This is a genomic window from Allobosea sp. RCC_152_1 (genome assembly GCF_041360765.1).
GTDB classification, from domain to species: Bacteria; Pseudomonadota; Alphaproteobacteria; order Rhizobiales; family Beijerinckiaceae; genus Allobosea; species Allobosea spartocytisi.
The window spans coordinates 588,248-606,874 of record NZ_JBFUPU010000003.1 but is presented as its reverse complement, the minus strand read 5'-3'; the positions used below and the strand labels follow the sequence as shown (position 1 = coordinate 606,874).

At 63.3% G+C, this 18,627-nt stretch carries 16 protein-coding genes and 2 pseudogenes; 17 read left to right on the top strand and 1 reads right to left on the bottom strand.

Annotated features, from left to right (window positions below):
- Positions 1-4 precede the first annotated feature (4 nt).
- The 4 genes and pseudogenes from AB6806_RS14695 to AB6806_RS14680 form a co-directional block, all read left to right on the top strand.
- Positions 5-1,303: an ABC transporter substrate-binding protein gene (locus AB6806_RS14695; protein ID WP_142023247.1), complete on the top strand. Its 1,299-nt coding sequence runs from the start codon at positions 5-7 to the stop codon at positions 1,301-1,303.
- A 67-nt stretch (positions 1,304-1,370) separates the two neighbouring features.
- Positions 1,371-2,218 (top strand): annotated as a pseudogene (locus AB6806_RS14690) (fumarylacetoacetate hydrolase family protein).
- A 129-nt stretch (positions 2,219-2,347) separates the two neighbouring features.
- Positions 2,348-3,112, top strand: coding sequence for a fumarylacetoacetate hydrolase family protein (locus AB6806_RS14685; RefSeq protein WP_370954819.1), 765 nt, complete (start codon positions 2,348-2,350; stop codon positions 3,110-3,112).
- A gap of 174 nt (positions 3,113-3,286) precedes the next feature.
- A pseudogene (locus tag AB6806_RS14680) lies at positions 3,287-3,784 on the top strand (aldehyde dehydrogenase family protein); the annotation flags it as partial.
- Between the two features lie 599 nt (positions 3,785-4,383).
- Here the strand turns inward: AB6806_RS14680 and AB6806_RS14675 are convergent.
- Positions 4,384-5,166, bottom strand: a complete 783-nt coding sequence (locus AB6806_RS14675; protein WP_081925600.1) for a GntR family transcriptional regulator — start codon at positions 5,164-5,166, stop codon at positions 4,384-4,386.
- Between the two features lie 712 nt (positions 5,167-5,878).
- Between AB6806_RS14675 and AB6806_RS14670 the strand changes: the two genes are divergently transcribed.
- The 13 genes from AB6806_RS14670 (at position 5,879) to dhaK (ending at position 18,620) form a co-directional block, all read left to right on the top strand.
- Complete coding sequence (locus AB6806_RS14670) at positions 5,879-7,264, top strand: porin (protein ID WP_142023250.1); 1,386 nt, start codon at positions 5,879-5,881, stop codon at positions 7,262-7,264.
- A 1,303-nt stretch (positions 7,265-8,567) separates the two neighbouring features.
- Positions 8,568-9,875, top strand: coding sequence for an ABC transporter substrate-binding protein (locus tag AB6806_RS14665; protein ID WP_370954831.1), 1,308 nt, complete (start codon positions 8,568-8,570; stop codon positions 9,873-9,875).
- Between the two features lie 135 nt (positions 9,876-10,010).
- Positions 10,011-10,931 (top strand): carbohydrate ABC transporter permease, encoded by a 921-nt coding sequence (locus AB6806_RS14660; RefSeq protein ID WP_142023321.1) that lies wholly within the window; start codon positions 10,011-10,013, stop codon positions 10,929-10,931.
- Positions 10,928-11,896 carry a carbohydrate ABC transporter permease gene (locus AB6806_RS14655; RefSeq protein WP_112764881.1) on the top strand — a complete coding sequence of 323 codons (969 nt, stop codon included), beginning with the start codon at positions 10,928-10,930 and terminating at the stop codon, positions 11,894-11,896. The genes AB6806_RS14660 and AB6806_RS14655 overlap by 4 nt, the downstream gene beginning before the upstream one ends.
- Complete coding sequence (locus AB6806_RS14650) at positions 11,893-12,117, top strand: hypothetical protein (RefSeq protein WP_142023252.1); 225 nt, start codon at positions 11,893-11,895, stop codon at positions 12,115-12,117. Before AB6806_RS14655 ends, AB6806_RS14650 begins: the two co-directional genes overlap by 4 nt.
- 3 nt (positions 12,118-12,120) lie before the next feature.
- The gene (locus tag AB6806_RS14645) at positions 12,121-13,242 is read left to right on the top strand and encodes an ABC transporter ATP-binding protein (protein ID WP_370954818.1); all 1,122 of its coding nucleotides are present in this window, start codon (positions 12,121-12,123) and stop codon (positions 13,240-13,242) included.
- The gene (locus AB6806_RS14640) at positions 13,235-14,248 is read left to right on the top strand and encodes an ABC transporter ATP-binding protein (protein WP_370954817.1); all 1,014 of its coding nucleotides are present in this window, start codon (positions 13,235-13,237) and stop codon (positions 14,246-14,248) included. The genes AB6806_RS14645 and AB6806_RS14640 overlap by 8 nt, the downstream gene beginning before the upstream one ends.
- Positions 14,249-14,251: 3 nt before the next feature.
- Positions 14,252-14,854 carry a dihydroxyacetone kinase subunit DhaL gene (gene dhaL / locus AB6806_RS14635; protein ID WP_133565743.1) on the top strand — a complete coding sequence of 201 codons (603 nt, stop codon included), beginning with the start codon at positions 14,252-14,254 and terminating at the stop codon, positions 14,852-14,854.
- A 4-nt stretch (positions 14,855-14,858) separates the two neighbouring features.
- Positions 14,859-15,257, top strand: a complete 399-nt coding sequence (gene dhaM / locus AB6806_RS14630; RefSeq protein ID WP_112764876.1) for a dihydroxyacetone kinase phosphoryl donor subunit DhaM — start codon at positions 14,859-14,861, stop codon at positions 15,255-15,257.
- A 38-nt stretch (positions 15,258-15,295) separates the two neighbouring features.
- Positions 15,296-15,574 (top strand): HPr family phosphocarrier protein, encoded by a 279-nt coding sequence (locus AB6806_RS14625; protein ID WP_112764875.1) that lies wholly within the window; start codon positions 15,296-15,298, stop codon positions 15,572-15,574.
- A gap of 6 nt (positions 15,575-15,580) precedes the next feature.
- Positions 15,581-17,185 (top strand): phosphoenolpyruvate--protein phosphotransferase, encoded by a 1,605-nt coding sequence (locus AB6806_RS14620; protein ID WP_370954816.1) that lies wholly within the window; start codon positions 15,581-15,583, stop codon positions 17,183-17,185.
- A complete protein-coding gene (locus tag AB6806_RS14615) occupies positions 17,182-17,637 on the top strand; it encodes a hypothetical protein (protein WP_112764873.1) in 456 nt (151 codons plus the stop codon). The genes AB6806_RS14620 and AB6806_RS14615 overlap by 4 nt, the downstream gene beginning before the upstream one ends.
- Positions 17,634-18,620 (top strand): dihydroxyacetone kinase subunit DhaK, encoded by a 987-nt coding sequence (dhaK, locus tag AB6806_RS14610; RefSeq protein ID WP_370954815.1) that lies wholly within the window; start codon positions 17,634-17,636, stop codon positions 18,618-18,620. Before AB6806_RS14615 ends, dhaK begins: the two co-directional genes overlap by 4 nt.
- Positions 18,621-18,627 lie beyond the last annotated feature (7 nt).

Genomic DNA, 18,627 nt, shown 5'->3' with positions numbered 1-18,627 from the left:
ACTCATGAGCGCTACGTCACGACGCACATTGATCAAGGCAGCCGTCGCATTGACCGTCTGCGCCGGCGTATCCACTTCCTTCACGGAGCGGGCCGCCGCCCAAGCGACGGAAATCGTCTACTCGACGTTCCTCGACCCCAATAATGCCAATGATCCTCGGTCTGCAGCCCAGACGAAGATGATCCAGGCTTTCGAGAGCAAGCACCCGGACATCAAAATTCGTCTTCTGGTCGATCCCACGGGCCAGACGGTAACAAGGGCGGTCAAATCCCGCAGCGAAACGCCCGACGTCATCCGTGTCGTGAGCTTCGGTCTTCCCGAATACGCGGCCACGGGCAATCTCCTGGCGCTGAACGACCTCGTCAAAAAGGATGGGATTCCGGATGACGACTGGTTGTTGCCGCTCTCGACGGCCCAGATCGACGGCAAGCTCTACGGCCTACCCCAGGACTTCCGCATCCCGATCCTGGTCTACCGCAAGGGCGCCCTCCAGGAAGCGGGCGTGACGCCGCCGAAGACGTGGGAGGAGGTCTGCGCGGCCGGACCAAAGTTCAAGCAGCCGAACATCAACGGTTTCGCCGTCCCGCTCGGCGCGACCGGCGGCATTGGTGGTGCCCAAAGCCTCGCGGAGTTCTTCCTCAGCACGATGCTCGTCGGCTCGGACGGGCGTTACTTCGCGCCGGACGGCAAGATCGCGTTCTCGAAAGAGAACTTCATCCGCGCCGGAGCGACCATCAAGGACCTGTTCACCAAATGTAAGGTGACGTCGCTGCGCAGCGCGCAGATGGGGATCAACGAGGTCCATGACGGCCTGCGATCCGGCACGATCGCGATGACGAATTTCGGCTTGTACCGCTTCAAGACGGTCCAGACGCAAGGAGCAGGAGACGATCTGGCCTGGGCCCCGGCCCCGTCCTACACGCCGTCGGACAAGCAGACCGTCTACAGCTATTCGATCGCCCTGAACAAGAATTCCAAGAAGCAGGATGCCGCCTGGACCTTCATGAAGTTCGTCATCTCCCCGGAGGCGCAGGCGATCGCGGCCGAGGGCGGCGAGGTGGTTTCCAGGAAGTCGACCTATACCGCGCCCTATCTGCAGAGCGAAGCCGCTGCGAATCAGAAGCGCTGGGCCGAACTGGTCAGTCAGCGCGGCCAGGCGGTCTCTTATTCGCCCATTCTGTCGACCTTCCACACCATCCTTGGCGAAGCTTTCCAGAGGATGGTGCTGAAGGATGAGACGCCCGAAAACGCCTATGCGGAAGTCGTCAAGCGCTACGACGAGGCGCTGACCAAGGCGCAGTGATCGCACCACAAGGCCAGGCGGGTGGGACGGGCATCCCTGCCCACCCGCGGTTCATGGAGAGTCACATATGAAGTTGTTTCGCTACGGACCGGCGGGCGGGGAGCGGCCTGCTCTTCTCGAAAGCGACGGCACGATCCGGGATCTCAGCGGGGTCGTTCAGGACGTCAACGGCGCGTCCGTGACCCCCGATGGACTTCGACGGATTGCAGCGCGCGACCCCAAAACGCTGCCTGTCATTGAGCAGGTCGATCGGATCGGCCCTGCCTCAGCGGCGTGGGCAAGTTCATCTGCATCGGGCTCAATTACATCGATCACGCGCGAGAGACGGGCAACCAGGCGCCCGTCGAGCCGGTCGTGTTCATGAAGGCGACGAGCGCGATCGTCGGCCCCAACGACAACATCGTCCAGCCCCGCGGGTCCACCAAGCTCGACTGGGAGGTCGAGTTGGGGGTCGTGATCGGAACGAAGGCAAAATATGTGTCGGAGGCGCGTGCCCTCGAACATGTCGCGGGCTACTTCCTCGCCAATGACGTGTCTGAACGGGCGCTGCAGAGCGAGGGCACTGGTCAGTGGACCAAGGGCAAGAGCTGCGACACCTTCGGGCCGATCGGGCCTTGGTTCGTCACCGCTGATGAGGTCCCGAACCCTCAGGCGCTGCGGCTTTGGCTCGATGTCGATGGCGTCCGGCGCCAGGACGGCACGACCGCGAACATGATCTTCAGCGTCGCTCAAATCGTGAGCTATCTCAGCGGGCTCATGACGCTTCACCCCGGCGACGTGATCATCACGGGAACGCCGGCTGGCGTCGCGCAGGGAATGAAGCCTCCCGCCTACCTGCGCCCCGGGCAAGTCATCACGCTCGGCATCGAGGGACTGGGCGAACAGAGGCAGGCCGTCGTCGCTGACGCAGCCTGATCGCATCTCGCGGTGAGCATCCCTCCTGCTGCAGTGCCAGTGCGATCGCTCATCGATCGGAGCACCGCGCGAGCCGTCAATTCTCCGTGTCGCCATCGGCCTGGATAGGCCATAGGCAAAGAGGTCAGAATGGCTCTTGAGCATTCGCGCCCTTCCGAAAACCAATCTTTCGCAGATGAGCTGGTCCGCGCCCATCTGACTGGAAAGAGGGTTGCTTCCTCCTCGATGCCGGTGCCGCACAGTCCAGTGAGTGCCATGCAGGTACAGGCCTCGGTGCAGGAGCGGCTTGCTCGACCCATCGGCGGCTGGAAAGTGGCGATAGGGCCGCAGCAACTGCCGGTCGCCGCCCCGCTCTTGTATCTATATCCCGACGCGGCGGAAATTTCCCTGTTCCCCGACTGCACCATAGAGGTCGAGCTCGCGGTTCACCTCCGTCAAGATCTTCCAAGGCGTGAGACCGGGGCTTATCAGCGCTGCGATATTCTCGACGCGATCGAAAACGTCGTGCTTGGAATCGAGGTCATCGGCGGACGGCTCGACAGCGCGGCCAGCGTGCCATTCCTATCCTTTCTCGCGGATAATCTCGGAAATAGGGGGTATGTCGTTGGCGAAAGCGTCCCGCTCTCCGCCCTCAGCGAGATCAATGGCCTCGCATGCGACGTGATGCTGAACGGACAGCCTCTCTACGAGGCCCCTGCGTCCCATCCCGCGGGAGATCCGTTATTGCCATTGCTGGCTTATGCAAACGCGCAAAGCGACAATCTCGGAGGATTGAAGGCGGGACAGCTCGTGACCACGGGGAGCCTTTGCGGCGTCCTGCCGATCCGCGCCGCTGGGCTGTTGGACGCTCGTATTTCGCAGCTAGGCCGGATTTCCGTGCGCTTTTCCGAATAGTGCCGGATTTTGCTCGCCACGAGCATTGAGAGTGTACGTTCTTCGCGTCCACTCCGCCGAAGGGGGCGCCAGTCGGCTCCACGCATCAATCAAGCCGGCGTCAAGGCTTTTCGAACCCGGGGTCGCCCGACGGCTAGGTCGCGTAGCAAGATGTGCCGCTTGTCTGGACTCCATAAGAACCCGCTCGTCGTGCTCGACGACGCCGATCTGAAGGTCGCCGTGAACGGCGCCTTCTTCTCCACCGGCCAGCGCTGCACCGCGTCTTCGCGCCTGATCGTCCAGGCCGGCATCCACGACAGGTTCGTCGAGGCCTGCATCGAGCGGCTGAAAGGTCTCAATGTCGACGACGCGCTGAAGGCCGGCACCCATATCGGCCCGGTGGTCGACCAGAGCCAGCTCGACCAGAACCTGAAATACATCCAGATCGCCAAGGACGAGGGCGGCAAGCTCGCCTTCGGCGGCGAGCTCTTGAAGCGCGACACCCCCGGCTTCTACCTTCAGCCGGCGCTGTTCACCGAGACCACCAACGCCATGCGCATCTCGCGCGAGGAGGTCTTCGGCCCGGTCGCCAACATCGTTCGCGTCAAGGATTACGAAGAGGCGCTGGCCGTGGCCAACGACACCGAGTTCGGCCTCTCCTCAGGCATCTGCACGACCTCGCTGAAAGCGGCACTTGCCGCCCTATGCGCAGAGGTGTGATTTCCGGCACGCGCACGGGATTGTAGATGGTAGAATTGCGGCGAGGTGCTGGTCGTCCCCAGGACGCTGGTTATCGTCGTCGCAGAAGCTAAGTATCGCTCAACATTACTGTGCGAGGCGCCCGCGCTGCCGAAGACGGTGAGGCCGTCAGCGACGTCGTATTCCATGCGGAGCAAGCCGCTGTGGTCGTCGACATCGGTGTATTCCCAGGGCTGCGTGACATTGCGGCGGCCATCCGCAGCTTTGGAAAACGGCACTCCCGCGCGCGCGAAGAATGGCCGGGGCGACGCGTTTTTCGCCGCGGTCACAACAGCATTACGTAATTGAATTGTCTTCGACCGAGACGCTCGGGCGCGAAACGGCATGAGAAAGCCCATCCGCCGCAATTCTTGATCTGGACCGCAAAATTCTTTCGAACGAATCGGTTTGAGCGTCCGCTTTCCGACCGTGGCTCAATGACCGCTTCTGACGCAAAGCCGACCATGTATTGGATGGAAAACAGGACACTCCAGAGAGGCAGGCCATCTGCAGGGACGGCCCTTCAAGTAGAAATTTTCGTGCAAAATCCCAGCCTAATTGATGCAAATGGAGCGAGCGCCGCCGCCATTGGCGGATAGCAGCGATCTCAGGTCGACGTCCTCGCTTTCACGATCCGTAATCAAGGACTTGCGTAGCAGGCCAAGAAATTCTCCGATCATAGAAAGGGCTTTTTCCGATTCCTTTTCCGCGATTCGTTTGATGAGCAAGGATTGAAACCGAGCATCGGCCGATAGGAGGCCGCTTCTGTCAAAAAACGATTGTGCGAGAACATATCTGACGGCAAGGCGGGCTAACAGGTGCGTTAACAGCACATTGCCGTAGACTCCAGCCAGCAGAATCCAAAACTCTGCTCTTAGCTGAAGAGCTCGATCGTGATTGCCTGACGAATCGAACTCAGACTGCACCTTGATATGCTCATCCAGCAAAGCACGATGCTCATCGGAAATAACAACGTCTGAATGCACCAATTGGGTCACCAGATGCGTAACCGTCATCGCGAACACTTCCTGCGTCGAGCGTGCGTCCGACAGGTCCAGGACGGCAATGAATGCGCCGCGGTTTTGTGGAAGGTGAACCACCCCCTCCTGTTCTAGGATGTTAAGAACCTTGCGAACAACCGTGCGGCTGACGCCGAAAACATCTCCTATAATGCTCTCGTTCAGTTTTGTGCCCGGACGAAGCTTTCGTTCGGCAACGCAACGCCAGAGCCGCGCATAAATTTGAGCCTCGACACCGCTCAGTGGCACAACACGAAGTGCTTCCGCGGGCATCCGAGAGAGCGCTGGTGAGAGAAAGCTCTCGTTCTGTCGATTCATCAGGTCCTGATTGCCGTAATAGACCGCATCAGCTCGCCTGGTTGCCCAGGAAGCCGCGTGCAGTCTGCCCCTTTCACGATCACGTTATCATGATTGGCAGGCCAGAAAAGCCCCTTGTTCACAGGGGACAAGGTTATTCTGGGCTGCATCCGGATTGCTTTAAAAGGATTGCGGGCTCGGTTCCCGTCCAAAAGCCCCGTCCTCTGGACGCAATGCTATCAGGACTTGCCCGCGTCGCGGTAACGATCCACCGCAAACGTCTTCTCTGAGGCCTGACTCGCGCGATCTTACTCGCTCGATCTATTTCTTATTTCGCAGGAATCTCAATGATGGGAACGACGATCGGGATTATTGTTCCCTGAAGCAGATCATATTTCATGCTGGCGCGGTTTCGATCGCATGAGCGCACTCATGCGATTGGCGCAGCATCGCGCCCTTGGCTCGGCGGACAAGTCATCCGCACGGTCGCCGCGTATGTCGAGACTTTTCCAATCGATTCAATGGCGCGATGAGATACAGGATTGCGGATTCGCCCGGCGCAGGGCCAGTGCCAAAAATGCAACATCTGTCGCGTAAGAGAGTCTGGATCTGATATTCAGATTGATCGGATTTATGTCAACATTGTATCCAGAAAGTGCGCCTACGTCAGCGACAGGCGGTTCAATGCGGCAACATGGTGTCGCTCCGACTTAACTTTTTGGAGGTTTATCAAATGAAGCTCGTCAAGAGCCTCCTCCTCGGTTCCGCCGCCGGCATCGCCGCGGTCGCCGGGGCTCAGGCCGCCGATCTTCCTTCGCGGAAGGCCGCTCCGGTCGAATACGTTCGCGTCTGCACCGCCTACGGTGCCGGCTTCTTCTATATCCCGGGCACCGACTCCTGCCTGCGCATCTCGGGCCGCGTTCGCGCCGAGTACGCTGTCGGCAGCCGCTACAGCGACTACCAGGATGCCTACGGCACCCGCGCCCGTGGCCGTCTGAACATCGACGTCCGCACCGCGACCGCCTACGGCACGCTGCGCACCTTCATCCGCTACGAGCTGACCAACAACACCGGCATCTACGGTGCCGGCGGCATCACCCCGTTCAACGTCGGCGCGACTGTCCCGGGCTTCGTCCGCGGCGCTTCGTCGACCTCCACCGGCTCGCTGCTCGACCTGGCCTTCGTCCAGTTCGGCCCGATCACCGCTGGTCGCGCTCAGTCGTTCTTCGACTTCTACGCCAACGACCTCGGCTTCAACTCGGTTCGCACGTCGGATACGCGCGTCAACCTGCTGGCCTACACCGCCACCTTCGGTTCGGGCTTCTCGGCCACGATCTCGGCGGAAGACCGCACCTCGGGCACGTCCGGCCGCGAGCTGCCGGGCGCGGTGTTCAACCCGCTGGTCGGCGGCGGCGCTGCTGCGGCCGTCGTCCAGGGTCAGGACTACCCGGATCTGATCGCGTCGCTGCGCGTCGATCAGGGCTGGGGTTCGGCTCAGCTGTCCGGCGCTATCGGCCAGCGTAAGTACGCCACGGCTGCGGCTCTCGGCGCTGTCGACGGCGACGAGATGGTCTGGGCCATCCAGGGCGGCGTGAAGATCAACCTGCCGATGCTCGCCGCTGGCGACGCCTTCTGGCTGCAGGCTGCTTATGCTGACGGCGCTCTCGGCTATCTCGGCTGGAGCCCGGGCAGCCTGGGTCTCGGCCGCATCGGCGGTCTGGTGCTGGCTGATGCCGCGCTGAACCCGGTCACCGGCAATGTCGACAACTCGACCGGCTGGTCGGTCGTCGCGGCGTTCCGCCACTTCTGGACCCCCACCCTGCGCACCGAGATCTTCGGTTCGTACTCCGAGGTGAAGTTCAAGTACCTCGACGCGGCGGCGGTTGCTTTCGGTGGTCTCACCGCTCGCTCGGCTGATCCGAAGGAGCTCATCCTCGCTGGTAACCTGATCTGGTCGCCGGTCTCCGGCCTGGATATCGGTGTCGAAGTGCTCTACTCGCACCTCGATATCCGTTCGCCGGTCGGCAGCGTGAGCAACGCCGCTGCTCGCAGCGCGGTCCTCGGCATCAAGTCGGAAGACTCGGTTGCTGGCCGCCTGCGCATCCAGCGCGACTTCTGATCGCCTCTCGCGATCCTAGTCGGAAGCCCCGGGGAAACCCGGGGCTTTTTTTCTGGCGGCATTCCTCTCCGGCACCGGCTTGATCAGCATTGTTATCGCTGCTCGATCTTCATCGACCCGCAGCTTGCCGTGCCGCAACCTCCCGGATCCGTATCTCGTTTGCGGGGAGCGGCTTGGGGGTAGCTATCATCCAGATCGAGTTGAGGCGGAGACGGGCCAAAGCCAGTTTTTCAGATAATGGAATTTGTCCACCAATCCGATTGAGAATGATTCATGAGTCAATTCGATTCTGTATTGACTAAGTGCGAGGCGCATGGCACGTCTGATGGTAGACAATGATCCGATCGAGTTTCGAGACCCGACCCTCTATTGTCTAAAAGCGGCCTGCGTTGCCCAATCAGCGGAGGCTAAGTGAGTACTCGATAGTATTCGCTGACAGCTGAAGATGTGGAGCGCGCCGACCCCGGCGCCTCCACATTTGTTGCGTTAAAGCATGCTCGGCTCGGTTATCACGGCGGGTGCAATTGGCGCCGTGCCGAGGCCCCAGCCAATGCGAGTTCCTCCGCCTGACATCTCGGCTTTTCCTGCGTCTGGAGGGGCTCTCGATGAACGACGAAAAGCACGTTCGAATCGAACATCCGCTCCCAGGCAGGCCTCCAGCATCCGCTTCTGGCGCGATGCGGCCCCGTTGGGAAATAGTTGCAGAGCGGCGCTATGGAGCGCTCCCTTCCCGCGCATCCTTCCTTGGGCGGCCGAGTATTCGCAGTTCTGTATCGGTATGACCGAAATGGCGCGCCCAAAGGGTTCGAACTCAATCCTGGGGAAGGGGCTATACGCGTAGAGGCTCGCCGCCCTCGGCAGAAGGTCGGCGGGTCCACTGGCGACAACGTCTTAAGCGCCGTCTGGCCCGTCGCGCTTGAGTTCCCCATGCTCGATCGACCGCTTCGCGGACCTGTCAGGCAAGCCTGCTTCCGCTTGATGAAGCACATGACGGGCCACGCTGCCCCAAACCCGACGGTACTCAGGAATTCACTAAACTTGTGCATCGCGGCAAAAATCACCGCATTGCAGCATGTTGTCGGCCATCTTCATCGCTTGACATGTTTAGTGATTGGCGGCCTACTAAACAAATCGCTGAACTTGGACGGTTAGTTCCGAGGCGGCGTGAGGAAACGCCCCGCGTCGGCCGTGCCCCTTCTTCCGGCTGTGCCCTTCGCGGTCACGCAGGTTCACCCGTCACCCCAATGACGGCTGGTGACGGCACGCCAAGGGAGGGAAGATCATGAAAATAATCAGGACCTGGATGCTTGCCGCGACCATTGCCGGGAGCGCCGCGCTGGCTGCCACGGAGGCTCAGGCCCAGGGCAAGTCGCTGACGCTCTGCTGGGCGGCCTGGGATCCGGCCAATGCGCTGGTCGAGCTCTCCAAAGACTTCACCGCCAAGACCAATATCGCAATGAAGTTCGAGTTCGTGCCTTGGCCGAATTTCGCCGACCGCATGCTCAACGAGCTCAATTCCAAGGGCAAGCTCTGCGACCTGATCATCGGTGACTCGCAGTGGATCGGCGGCTCCGCCGAGAACAATCATTACGTGAAACTAAACGATTTCTTCGCCAAGGAAGGGATCAAGATCGACGACTTTATGCCGGCGACCGTCACCGGCTATGCCGAATGGCCGAAGAATACGCCGAACTACTGGGCGCTGCCGGCCATGGGGGATGCGCTCGGCTGGACCTACCGCAAGGATTGGTTCTCCAGACCCGAGCTGCAGGCCGAATTCAAGGCCAAATACAACCGCGAGCTCGCCGCGCCGAAGTCGCAGACCGAGCTGAAGCAGATCGCCGAGTTCTTCCAGGGCCGCGACATCGACGGCAAGAAGGTCTATGGCGCGGCGATCTTCACCGAGCGTGGCTCGGAAGGCATCACGATGGGCGTCGCCAACGCGCTCTATCCTTTCGGCTTCAAATATGAGGACCCGAAGAAGCCCTACGCCATGGCCAGTTTCGTCAACTCCGACGATGCCGTGAAGGGCCTGGAGTTCTACAAGTCCCTGTACAAATGCTGCACCCCGCCGGGCTACTCCAACGCCTATATGCAAGAGGGCTTGGACGCTTTCAAATCCGGACAGGCGGCCCTGCAGATGAACTGGTTCGCCTTCTTTCCCGGCCTGTACAAGGATCCCAATGTCGGCGGCGACAGGATCGGCTTCTTCGTCAATCCGCCTGAGAAGGAGAAGGGCTCGCAGCTCGGCGGTCAGGGCCTCTCGGTCGTCGCCTATTCGCCGAACCGGGCCGAGGCGCTGGCCTACGTCAAATGGTTCGCCTCGCTCGACGTGCAGAAGAAGTGGTGGGAGCTCGGCGGCTATACCTGCCACAAGGGCGTGCTAAACGATCCCGGTTTCGCCAAATCCGCGCCCTTCGCGGCTGATTTCCTCGTCGCCATGGGTCAGGTCGTCGATTTCTGGGCCGAGCCGTCCTACGCGCAGTTGCTGCAGGCGGAACAGGCGCGCGTTCACGACTATGTCGTGGCGGATAAGGGCACCGCCAAAGAGGCGCTCGACCTGCTGATCCAGGATTGGACCAAGGTCTTCAAGGAAGACGGCAAGTTCTGACGCAAGCGGGCCTTCGCCCAGCCGAACCGGGGCTGCGCCTCATCGCAGGTGGCGCAGCCAGTCATCGACCTTGCCTTTGAACGGTGCTGAGTCATGAATGCGAGCGACGTCACCGGCATCAGGAGCGCGGCAGCGATGCGCGCAGCCTATTCCCCGATCGCCCAGCGGGTCCGGGGTCTCAGCGACAAAGCCATCGCCTGGATCTTCATCGCGCCGACGATGATCCTCCTGCTTGCGATCAACCTGTTCCCGCTGATCTGGACGATCCAGCTCTCCTTCACCAATTACCGCGCCAATCGCCCCAATGCGCCGCTGCGCAATGTCGGGCTCGATCACTACCAGACGATCCTGTCGGATCCGGAAATCTGGCAGCGCATGCAGGCGACGGCGCATTTCGTGTTCTGGACGATCCTGCTGCAGACCGTCAGCGGCTTTGCGCTGGCCTACCTGATCGACCGCAAATTCCGCGGCCATGGCTTCTGGACCACGCTGATCCTGATCCCGATGATGCTGTCGCCGGCGGTGGTCGGCAATTTCTGGACCTTCCTGTACCAGCCGCAGATCGGTCTGTTCAATTACGTGGTCTCGTTCTTCTCCGGTATTGCGCCGTCCTCCTTCCAGATGCTCGGCGATGTGAAGCTGAGCCCTTGGGCGATCATCATCGTCGATACCTGGATGTGGACGCCCTATGTGATGCTGATCTGCCTGGCCGGCCTGCGCTCGATCCCGGACTACATCTACGAGGCAGCCGAGGTCGACCGAGCCAGCAACTGGCGGCAATTCATCTCGATCACGCTGCCGATGTGCCTGCCCTTCATCATGCTGGCCGTGCTCTTCCGCGGCATCGAGAACTTCAAGATGTTCGACATGGTCAACCTCCTGACCTCGGGCGGCCCGGGCTCGACCACCGAACTCGCCTCGATCACGCTGAAGCGCGCCGCCTTCGAGGCCTGGCGCACCGGCTATTCCTCCGCCTTCGCGATCATCCTGTTCGTTGCCGTGTTCGGGCTGGCGAACATCTATGTGAAGGCGCTGAACAAGGTGAAGGCACGATGAGCGGCGCTCTTTCCACGGCTCATTCCGTCGTCGCGCCGAGCGGACGCGTCAAGCTGCTGGCCGGCACCATCGTCGTTCTCTACGCGCTGGTGGCCATCGTGCCGCTGCTCTGGATCGGCCTGACCAGCATCAAGACGCCGCCGGACTCGATCTCCTACCCGCCCAAGGTCGTGCCGTTCGTGCATTTCGAGCCTTCGATCGAAGGCTACTGCAACCTGTTCAACACGCGCTCGCGCCAGACGGCGGATTATCTCGCCTCGCTCCCGCCTGCGAATTCCGCCTGCGAAGAGATCGCACGCTCGCGCAGCATGGTGGTCGTCGGCCCGTCGAATTATGTGCCGCGCTTCGTCAATTCGCTGATCATCGCCTTCGGCTCGACGCTGCTCTCGGTGGGGCTGGGCACCTGCGCGGCCTATGCCTTCTCGCGCTTCAAGGTGCCGCTGAAGGACGACTTGCTGTTCTTCATCCTCTCGACACGGATGATGCCGCCGATCGCCGTCGCGATCCCGATCTTCCTGATGTATCGCGAGCTCGGCCTCTCCGACACGCGGCTCGGCATGATCCTGCTCTACACCTCGGTCAACGTCTCGCTGGCCGTCTGGCTGCTCAAGGGCTTCATCGACGAGATTCCCCGCGAATACGAGGAGGCGGCGATGATCGACGGCTACACGCGGCTGCAGGCCTTCCGCAAGGTCGTGCTGCCGCAGGCCACGACCGGCATCGTCGCGACCGCGATCTTCTGCCTGATCTTCGCCTGGAACGAATATGCCTTCGCCGTGCTGCTCACCTCGGGCACGGCGCAGACCGCGCCACCCTTCATCCCGATCATCATCGGCGAGGGCGGGCAGGATTGGCCGGCGGTCGCGGCGGGAACGACGCTGTTCCTGATCCCGATCCTGGTTTTCACCGTGCTGCTGCGCAAGCACCTCCTGCGCGGCATCACCTTCGGGGCGGTGCGCAAATGAACCGGCATCCGAGCCATACCCGTGAGCCGCAAGGCGCGGCCGCATCGCGCTGGCCGAGGGCGCTGCGACGCGGACCGATGGAGACACTGGCGACGCTGCTGATCTCGGCCGGCGTGCTGATGCTGCTGCAGCCCTTCTCGCTGACGCTCTACGGCCATTCCTTCGTCACGACCCTGATCGGCGTCGTCATGTTCACCTTCGTCACCAAATTCCCGGAGTGAGCCATGGCCGAGATCCGGGTCGATAATCTGGTGAAACGGTTCGGCGCCTTCATGGCGGTGCGCGATACCAGTTTCACGGTCGAGAACGGCGATTTCTTCTGCCTGCTGGGTCCCTCCGGCTGCGGCAAGACGACGACGTTGCGGATGGTTGCGGGGCTGGAGCTGCCATCCTCCGGCAGCATCCGGCTCGATGGTGAGGATGTCACCTTCAAGCGGGCGCGCGAACGCGACATCGCCATGGTGTTCCAGCTCTTTGCGCTCTACCCGCATATGAACGTGCGCAAGAACATCAGCTTTCCCTTGGTCTCGATGGGGGTGTCCAGGGACGAGACGAGACGGCGCGTCGAGGAAGCGGCGCGCGTGCTGCGCATCGAGCATCTGCTCGACAAATCGGTCTCCGGTCTTTCCGGCGGCGACCGACAGCGGGTCGCACTCGGACGCGCCATCGTGCGCGAACCGAAGGCCTTCATGATGGACGAGCCGCTGGGCGCGCTTGACGCCGAGTTCCGCCATCTGATGTGCGGCGAACTGCGCGCCCTGCACGATCGGCTGAAGGCGACGACGGTCTATGTCACCCATGACCAGCTCGAAGCGATGTCGATGGCCGACAAGATCGCGGTGATGAATGATGGCGTGATCGAGCAACTCGGCTCGCCGCAGGAGATCTATGACCGCCCGAATTCGATGTTCGTCGGGGATTTCATCGGCTCGCCCGCGATGAATTTCATCCGTTTCGACGGCGCGACCATTGCGGGCTCGACCTCGGTCAGCATCGATGCCGCCTGCGTGACCTTGCCGGAACTGCGCGAGAGCCACGCGCCCGGACCGCTGGCGCTTGGGGTGCGGCCCGAGCAGATCGTCATCGGCGATCCCGGCCGGCAGGGCAGCGCCCTTCCGGGCGAGATTTTTGGCACCGAATATCTCGGCACGAACCAGATCGTGACGGTCGCCACCCCGCGCGGCAAGCTCAAGGCGCGCTTGCCTGCCCATCTGCCGGTGGCCGCCGGCGACCGCGTCAGCCTGTCGTTCAGGCCGGAGCGGCTATCGCTGTTCGATGCGGTGACGGGAAAGGCGATCCGCTCCGCCTTGCATGAGGCCAGCACGACGAGGCGCTCCCATGGCTGAGGTCACGCTGACGCAGGTCTCGAAGCGGTTCGGTTCGGTGCAGGCCGCGAGCGATCTGTCGCTCACCATCGCCGATGGCGAGTTCGTCGTGCTGCTGGGGCCGACGGGCGCGGGCAAGACGACGGCCTTGCGCCTCATTGCCGGGCTGGAGACCCCGGATGACGGCCGCATCTTCATCGGCGGCGTCGATGTCACGGCGCTGCCGCCGGCGGCGCGCGACGTCGCCTTTGTATTCCAGCAATACTCGCTCTATCCGCATCTGAGCGTCTTCGACAATCTCGCCTTCCCCTTGCGGTCGCCGACACGGCGCACGCCCGAGGACGAGATCCGGCGCGCGGTCGGCCATGTCGCGAAGCTCCTCAAGATCGAGGACAAGCTGCAGAACCGCGCGACGCAGCTCTCCGGTGGCCAGATGCAGCGCGTCGCGATCGGCCGTGCCCTGGTGCGCAGCCCGTCGATCTATCTGATGGATGAGCCGCTCTCCTCGCTCGATGCCAAGCTGCGCGCGGAATTGCGCATCGAGCTGAAGCATATCCAGCAGGATCTCGGTGCGACCATCCTCTACGTCACGCATGATCAAACCGAAGCCATGACGCTGGCCTCGCGCATCGGCGTGATCAACCACGGCCGCCTCGTGCAGATCGGAACGCCGCGCAGCATCTATGAGGACCCGACCGACATCTATGTCGCCACCCGCCTCGGCAGCCCCGGCATCAACCTGTTGCCGCGCGCGCTCTTCCCCGATCTGGAGGCGCCGGCCAACACGACCACGATTGGCGTGCGCACCGAACATCTCGCCATCGCCAAGGCCAGGAACGGTGCGGTGACGGGCAAGGTCAACTGGATCGAACGGCTCGGCGATCAGAACCACCTGCATATCGCCGTGAACCAGCAGCAGATCGTCAGCCTGGTCGATCCGGATGAAGGCCTGGATGTCAGCGACGAGGTGAGCGTGAGCCTGCTCAAGCCGCTGTTCTTCGACGCCGACGGCCAGCGGGTGAGGTGAACCATGGACGACGCGTTGAAGAAGAAGCTGATCGAGGCCATGGCCGGGGCAATCGTGGCCCATGCCGATGAATTGACGGCGCTTGACCAGGCCATTGGCGACGGCGATCACGGCCTGAACATGAAGCGTGGTTTCGAGGCGGTGCTGGCGGACATGGATCCGATCACGGCAAAGCCCTTGCCCGACGCCCTGAAGGCCATCGGCACGACATTGGTGATGAAAGTCGGCGGCGCCTCAGGGCCGCTCTACGGCACGCTATTCATGACGCTCGGTAAGGAGCTGCCGCCGGAGCCGACGATTGCGGATGTGGCGCGGGCGCTGGCCGCAGCGATCGAGGCCGTGAAGGCGCGAGGCAAGTCCGATCTCGGCCAGAAGACCATGCTCGACGTGTTGGCGCCGCTCCAGGCCGCACTCGCCCATGGCGGCGCCGATCTCACGACGCGCCTTCCCGAAGTCGCCAGGGTTGCGGCCGAGGCGACGGTGCCGCTCAAGGCCATTCGCGGACGCGCCTCGTTTCTCGGCGAACGTTCGATCGGCCATATGGATCCCGGGGCCCGCTCGTCGGCCCTGCTCGCCACCGCAATCTGCAACGCCATCGGAGCCTGAAAGCATGACAGCCAGCAAGAATGTCGGCATCGTCATCGTGTCGCACTCGGCCAAGGTCGCCGAAGGCGCCGCCGACATGGTTCGCCAGATGGTCGGCGACAATGTCCTGCTGGCCGCGGCCGGGGGCAATGCCGCAGGCGGCCTGGGCACCGATGTCGCTGCCATCATGGCGGCGATCGACGAGGCATGGTCGGAAGCGGGCGTCGCCATCCTGGTCGATCTCGGCGGGGCCGAGACCAATAGCGAGATGGCGGTGGAAATGATGCCGGAGGAACGGCGCGAGCGCATCGTCATCTGTAATGCACCGATTGTGGAAGGCGCCGTGATGGCCGCGACCGAAGCGTCCGGCGGCTCGCCGCTGGCCGTCGTGCAGGCGACGGCCGAGGAACTCATGTCGGCATGAATGACATGTCGGCCAAAGGTAGTGAGAGGGATGCAAGGATGCAGGAGGTGACGGCCAGCGCCCTGCTCACCAACAAGATCGGGCTTCATGCCAGGCCTTCGGTGAAGCTTACCCAGATCGCCAAGCGCTTCGGCTCCCGTATCGAGGTCGCCACCAGCGCGGCCGGCCCGTGGACGGATGCCAAGAGCCCGGTGAAGATCATGCGCGTCAAGGCGGCCCAGGGCGAAATGCTGCATTTCAAGGCCAGCGGCGAAGATGCTCCGGCTGCGCTCGCTGCGCTCGTCGATATCGTCGCACGCAAGTTCGATGAGGAGTGAGGCGTGATGGAACGCCGCCTTTCCGGCCTCGCCGCATCGACCGGGCTCGCCTTCGGCCCGGCGGTGGCCTTTCGCGCCGTCGGCGAGATGCGGCGCGAGAAGGGCCCAGTCTCAAGTGAGCGACAGGCTCTGGCGGACGCCGTTGCCGCTTCCCTTCGGGCCGTCACGGCCTTGGCGGCCAGTCTTCACGGCGAGGCTGTCGATATCGTGGGCTTTCAGGTGGCACTGCTCGAAGACGACGCCTTGACCGAGGGCGCCTATGCGGCAATCGAGCGCGGCGTGCCGGCTGACGCGGCCTGGCGACAGGCGCTGGCGGAGGAGATCGCGGGGTATGAGGCGTCTGACGACGCCTATTTCCGCGCCCGCGCCGCAGATCTGTCTGACATCCGGGACCGGGTTCTGCGCCAGCTTTTCGGCTTGCCCGAACTGACGAATGCGCCGCCCGGCGCGGTCATCCTGGCGCAGGATCTGCCGCCCTCCGCCTTCCTCGGCATCGATTGGTCGCAAGGCGGCGGCATCGTGCTCGGGGCCGGCAGCCCGACCAGCCATGTCGCCATGCTGGCGCGCGGGCGTGGCGTGCCGATGGTGGTCGGCATCGGCTCCGACTGGGAGGCGGTCTCCGGCACGGTCGTCGTCGATGGCATGGCAGGTCTCGTTCTGACGGGCCCGTCGCGCGCGAGCATCGACGAGGCGCGACGGCGGGCAGACGAGCTCGGCCACCTGCGGAGCAAGGCGGAAACCCGCAAGCGTGAGCCTGCGCTGACCCGCGACGGGACCCCGATCGCCGTGATGGTCAATGTCGCGGGGATGGCCGATCTCGTCGGCTTCCCGGCAGAGGCTTGCGACGGCATCGGCCTGACCCGCACGGAGTTCCTGGTCGAGCAGGCCTTGCAGGATGAAGCGCGCCAGTTCGAGGCCTATGCCGCGTTGCTGCACTGGGCTGGCGGCCGGCCGGTGACGATCCGCACGCTGGATGCCGGCGGAGACAAGCCCATCGCCGGCTACACGATCGATGGCGAGACCAATCCCTTTCTTGGCCTGCGTGGCATCAGGTTGTCCCTGCGCCATCCCGAGGTCTTTCGCGTCCAGTTGCGGGCGTTGGCCCGGGCGGCGAGCCTGGGCCCGCTCAAGGTCATGCTGCCCATGGTCACCGCAGCGCTGGAACTGGAACAAGCGCGAGTGCTGCTGGACAGCGTTCTGGCGGAACTCGCGGCGGAAGGATTGCCGCATGCAGCGCCTGCGCTCGGCATCATGGTCGAGGTTCCGGCCGCCGCCATGGCGGTCGCGAGCTTCGACGCCGCCTTTTTCTCGATCGGCTCCAACGATCTGACACAATACGCGACCGCCGCCGCGCGCGATGGGTCGGAGGTCGCGGCCTATGCCGATGTCCTGCATCCCGGCGTGCTCGCCATGATAGCCCATGTCGCGCGCCATGGTGCCGAGCTTGGTCGAGAGGTCAGTCTCTGCGGCGATGCGGGGGGCGATCCGCGTGCCATCGCCGCATTGCTCCGAGCCGGCGTCCGGGCCGTATCGGTCTCTCCCGGGCTGTTGGCGATGGCGAAGGAAGCGATCCGTGAGGTCGATCTCTCGGAGCCAAGGACGGACGTATGACCGGCCCCGAAACCCTCCCGGCCGACTCTTCGCCATTGGCCGCGTACAAGGCGATCCTGCGCGCGGTCATCGAGAACCGACCCTCCGGCACCCGGCAGCGGCTGGCGGAAGCCATTGGCAAGAACCGCAGCTTCATTTCGCAGATCATCAGCCCCGCCTATGCCACGCCGGTGCCGGTGCAGCATCTGGAGACGATCTTCCATGTCTGCCATTTCGCGCCCCCGGAGCGGCAGGCCTTCCTGAACGCCTATCGCGCTGCGCATCCGGGGCGCCTGGAGGTGGTCGATGCCGGGCGGCCGATGCGCCGGCTGGTCGTCGAGCTGCCGGATTTCGGCAGCGCCGACTTGAATGCCCGGGCCGACCATATCGTGCTGGGCGTCGCGCGCGGCCTGGTGTCGCTGATCCCGGCCGCCGACGACGAAGACGCCGACGGGCAGGGGGGGAGCCGATGAAGAAGCTGATCAACGCGGTCGACGGCATTCTGTCGGAGAGCCTCCAGGGACTCGCCGCCATCCATGGCGATATCCTCATGCTCGGCGAAGAGGAGAAGTTTGTTCGGCGCAAGGTGCTGAAGCCTGGCAAGGTTGCGCTGATTTCGGGTGGAGGCTCTGGCCACGAACCCCTGCATGCCGGCTTCGTCGGGACCGGCATGCTCGATGCCGCCTGTCCGGGGCAGGTCTTCACCTCGCCGACGCCGGACCAGATGCTGGCGGCGGTGGACGCCGTCGGTACGGCGGCGGGCTCGCTCTTCATCGTCAAGAACTATGAAGGCGACGTGATGAATTTCGAGATGGCGGCCGAGATGGCCCAGACCCCGGTCGCGACCGTCGTCACCGACGACGATGTCGCGGTCCCGGCCTCGACCTGGTCCACCGGTCGGCGTGGCGTCGCAGGCACGCTGATTGTCGAGAAGATGGTCGGCGCCGCCGCCGAGCAGGGCCGCGACCTCGACGCGCTGAAGTCCCTCGGCGAGGAGGTCAACCGGCGCACCCGGTCGATGGGCGTGGCCCTCACATCCTGCACCGTGCCTGCAGCCGGCAAGCCGACCTTCACGCTCGCCGAGGATGAGATGGAGATGGGCGTCGGCATCCATGGCGAGCCGGGCCGGCGGCGCATGAAGCTGGCAACGGCGGACGCTATCGCCGACGAAATGATGGGCGCGATCCTCGACGATCTCTCGCTGAAGGGCGGCGCGCCCTGCCTGCTGCTCGTCAATGGCTTCGGCGGGACGCCCGCCATGGAGCTCTATCTGATGGCCAATGCTGCAAGGCGCGTCTTGGCGGGGCGCGGTCTCGCCATCACACGTGGGCTGGTTGGGTCTTACGTCACCTCTCTGGACATGGCGGGTTGTTCGCTGACCGTGACGGCGCTGGACGACAGCCTGATCCAACTCTGGGACGCGCCGGTCCATACGGCCGCGCTACGATGGGGGTAAGCATCGC

What these genes read in the sequence shown, in the direction of transcription:
- AB6806_RS14695 (WP_142023247.1), top strand. Translation starts at nt 5, where the DNA reads ATGAGCGCTACGTCACGACGCACATTGATCAAGGCAGCCGTCGCATTG.
- AB6806_RS14685 (WP_370954819.1), top strand. Translation starts at nt 2,348, where the DNA reads ATGGCTCTTGAGCATTCGCGCCCTTCCGAAAACCAATCTTTCGCAGAT.
- AB6806_RS14675 (WP_081925600.1), bottom strand. Translation starts at nt 5,166, where the DNA reads ATGAATCGACAGAACGAGAGCTTTCTCTCACCAGCGCTCTCTCGGATG.
- AB6806_RS14670 (WP_142023250.1), top strand. Translation starts at nt 5,879, where the DNA reads ATGAAGCTCGTCAAGAGCCTCCTCCTCGGTTCCGCCGCCGGCATCGCC.
- AB6806_RS14665 (WP_370954831.1), top strand. Translation starts at nt 8,568, where the DNA reads ATGCTTGCCGCGACCATTGCCGGGAGCGCCGCGCTGGCTGCCACGGAG.
- AB6806_RS14660 (WP_142023321.1), top strand. Translation starts at nt 10,011, where the DNA reads ATGCGCGCAGCCTATTCCCCGATCGCCCAGCGGGTCCGGGGTCTCAGC.
- AB6806_RS14655 (WP_112764881.1), top strand. Translation starts at nt 10,928, where the DNA reads ATGAGCGGCGCTCTTTCCACGGCTCATTCCGTCGTCGCGCCGAGCGGA.
- AB6806_RS14650 (WP_142023252.1), top strand. Translation starts at nt 11,893, where the DNA reads ATGAACCGGCATCCGAGCCATACCCGTGAGCCGCAAGGCGCGGCCGCA.
- AB6806_RS14645 (WP_370954818.1), top strand. Translation starts at nt 12,121, where the DNA reads ATGGCCGAGATCCGGGTCGATAATCTGGTGAAACGGTTCGGCGCCTTC.
- AB6806_RS14640 (WP_370954817.1), top strand. Translation starts at nt 13,235, where the DNA reads ATGGCTGAGGTCACGCTGACGCAGGTCTCGAAGCGGTTCGGTTCGGTG.
- dhaL (WP_133565743.1), top strand. Translation starts at nt 14,252, where the DNA reads ATGGACGACGCGTTGAAGAAGAAGCTGATCGAGGCCATGGCCGGGGCA.
- dhaM (WP_112764876.1), top strand. Translation starts at nt 14,859, where the DNA reads ATGACAGCCAGCAAGAATGTCGGCATCGTCATCGTGTCGCACTCGGCC.
- AB6806_RS14625 (WP_112764875.1), top strand. Translation starts at nt 15,296, where the DNA reads ATGCAGGAGGTGACGGCCAGCGCCCTGCTCACCAACAAGATCGGGCTT.
- AB6806_RS14620 (WP_370954816.1), top strand. Translation starts at nt 15,581, where the DNA reads ATGGAACGCCGCCTTTCCGGCCTCGCCGCATCGACCGGGCTCGCCTTC.
- AB6806_RS14615 (WP_112764873.1), top strand. Translation starts at nt 17,182, where the DNA reads ATGACCGGCCCCGAAACCCTCCCGGCCGACTCTTCGCCATTGGCCGCG.
- dhaK (WP_370954815.1), top strand. Translation starts at nt 17,634, where the DNA reads ATGAAGAAGCTGATCAACGCGGTCGACGGCATTCTGTCGGAGAGCCTC.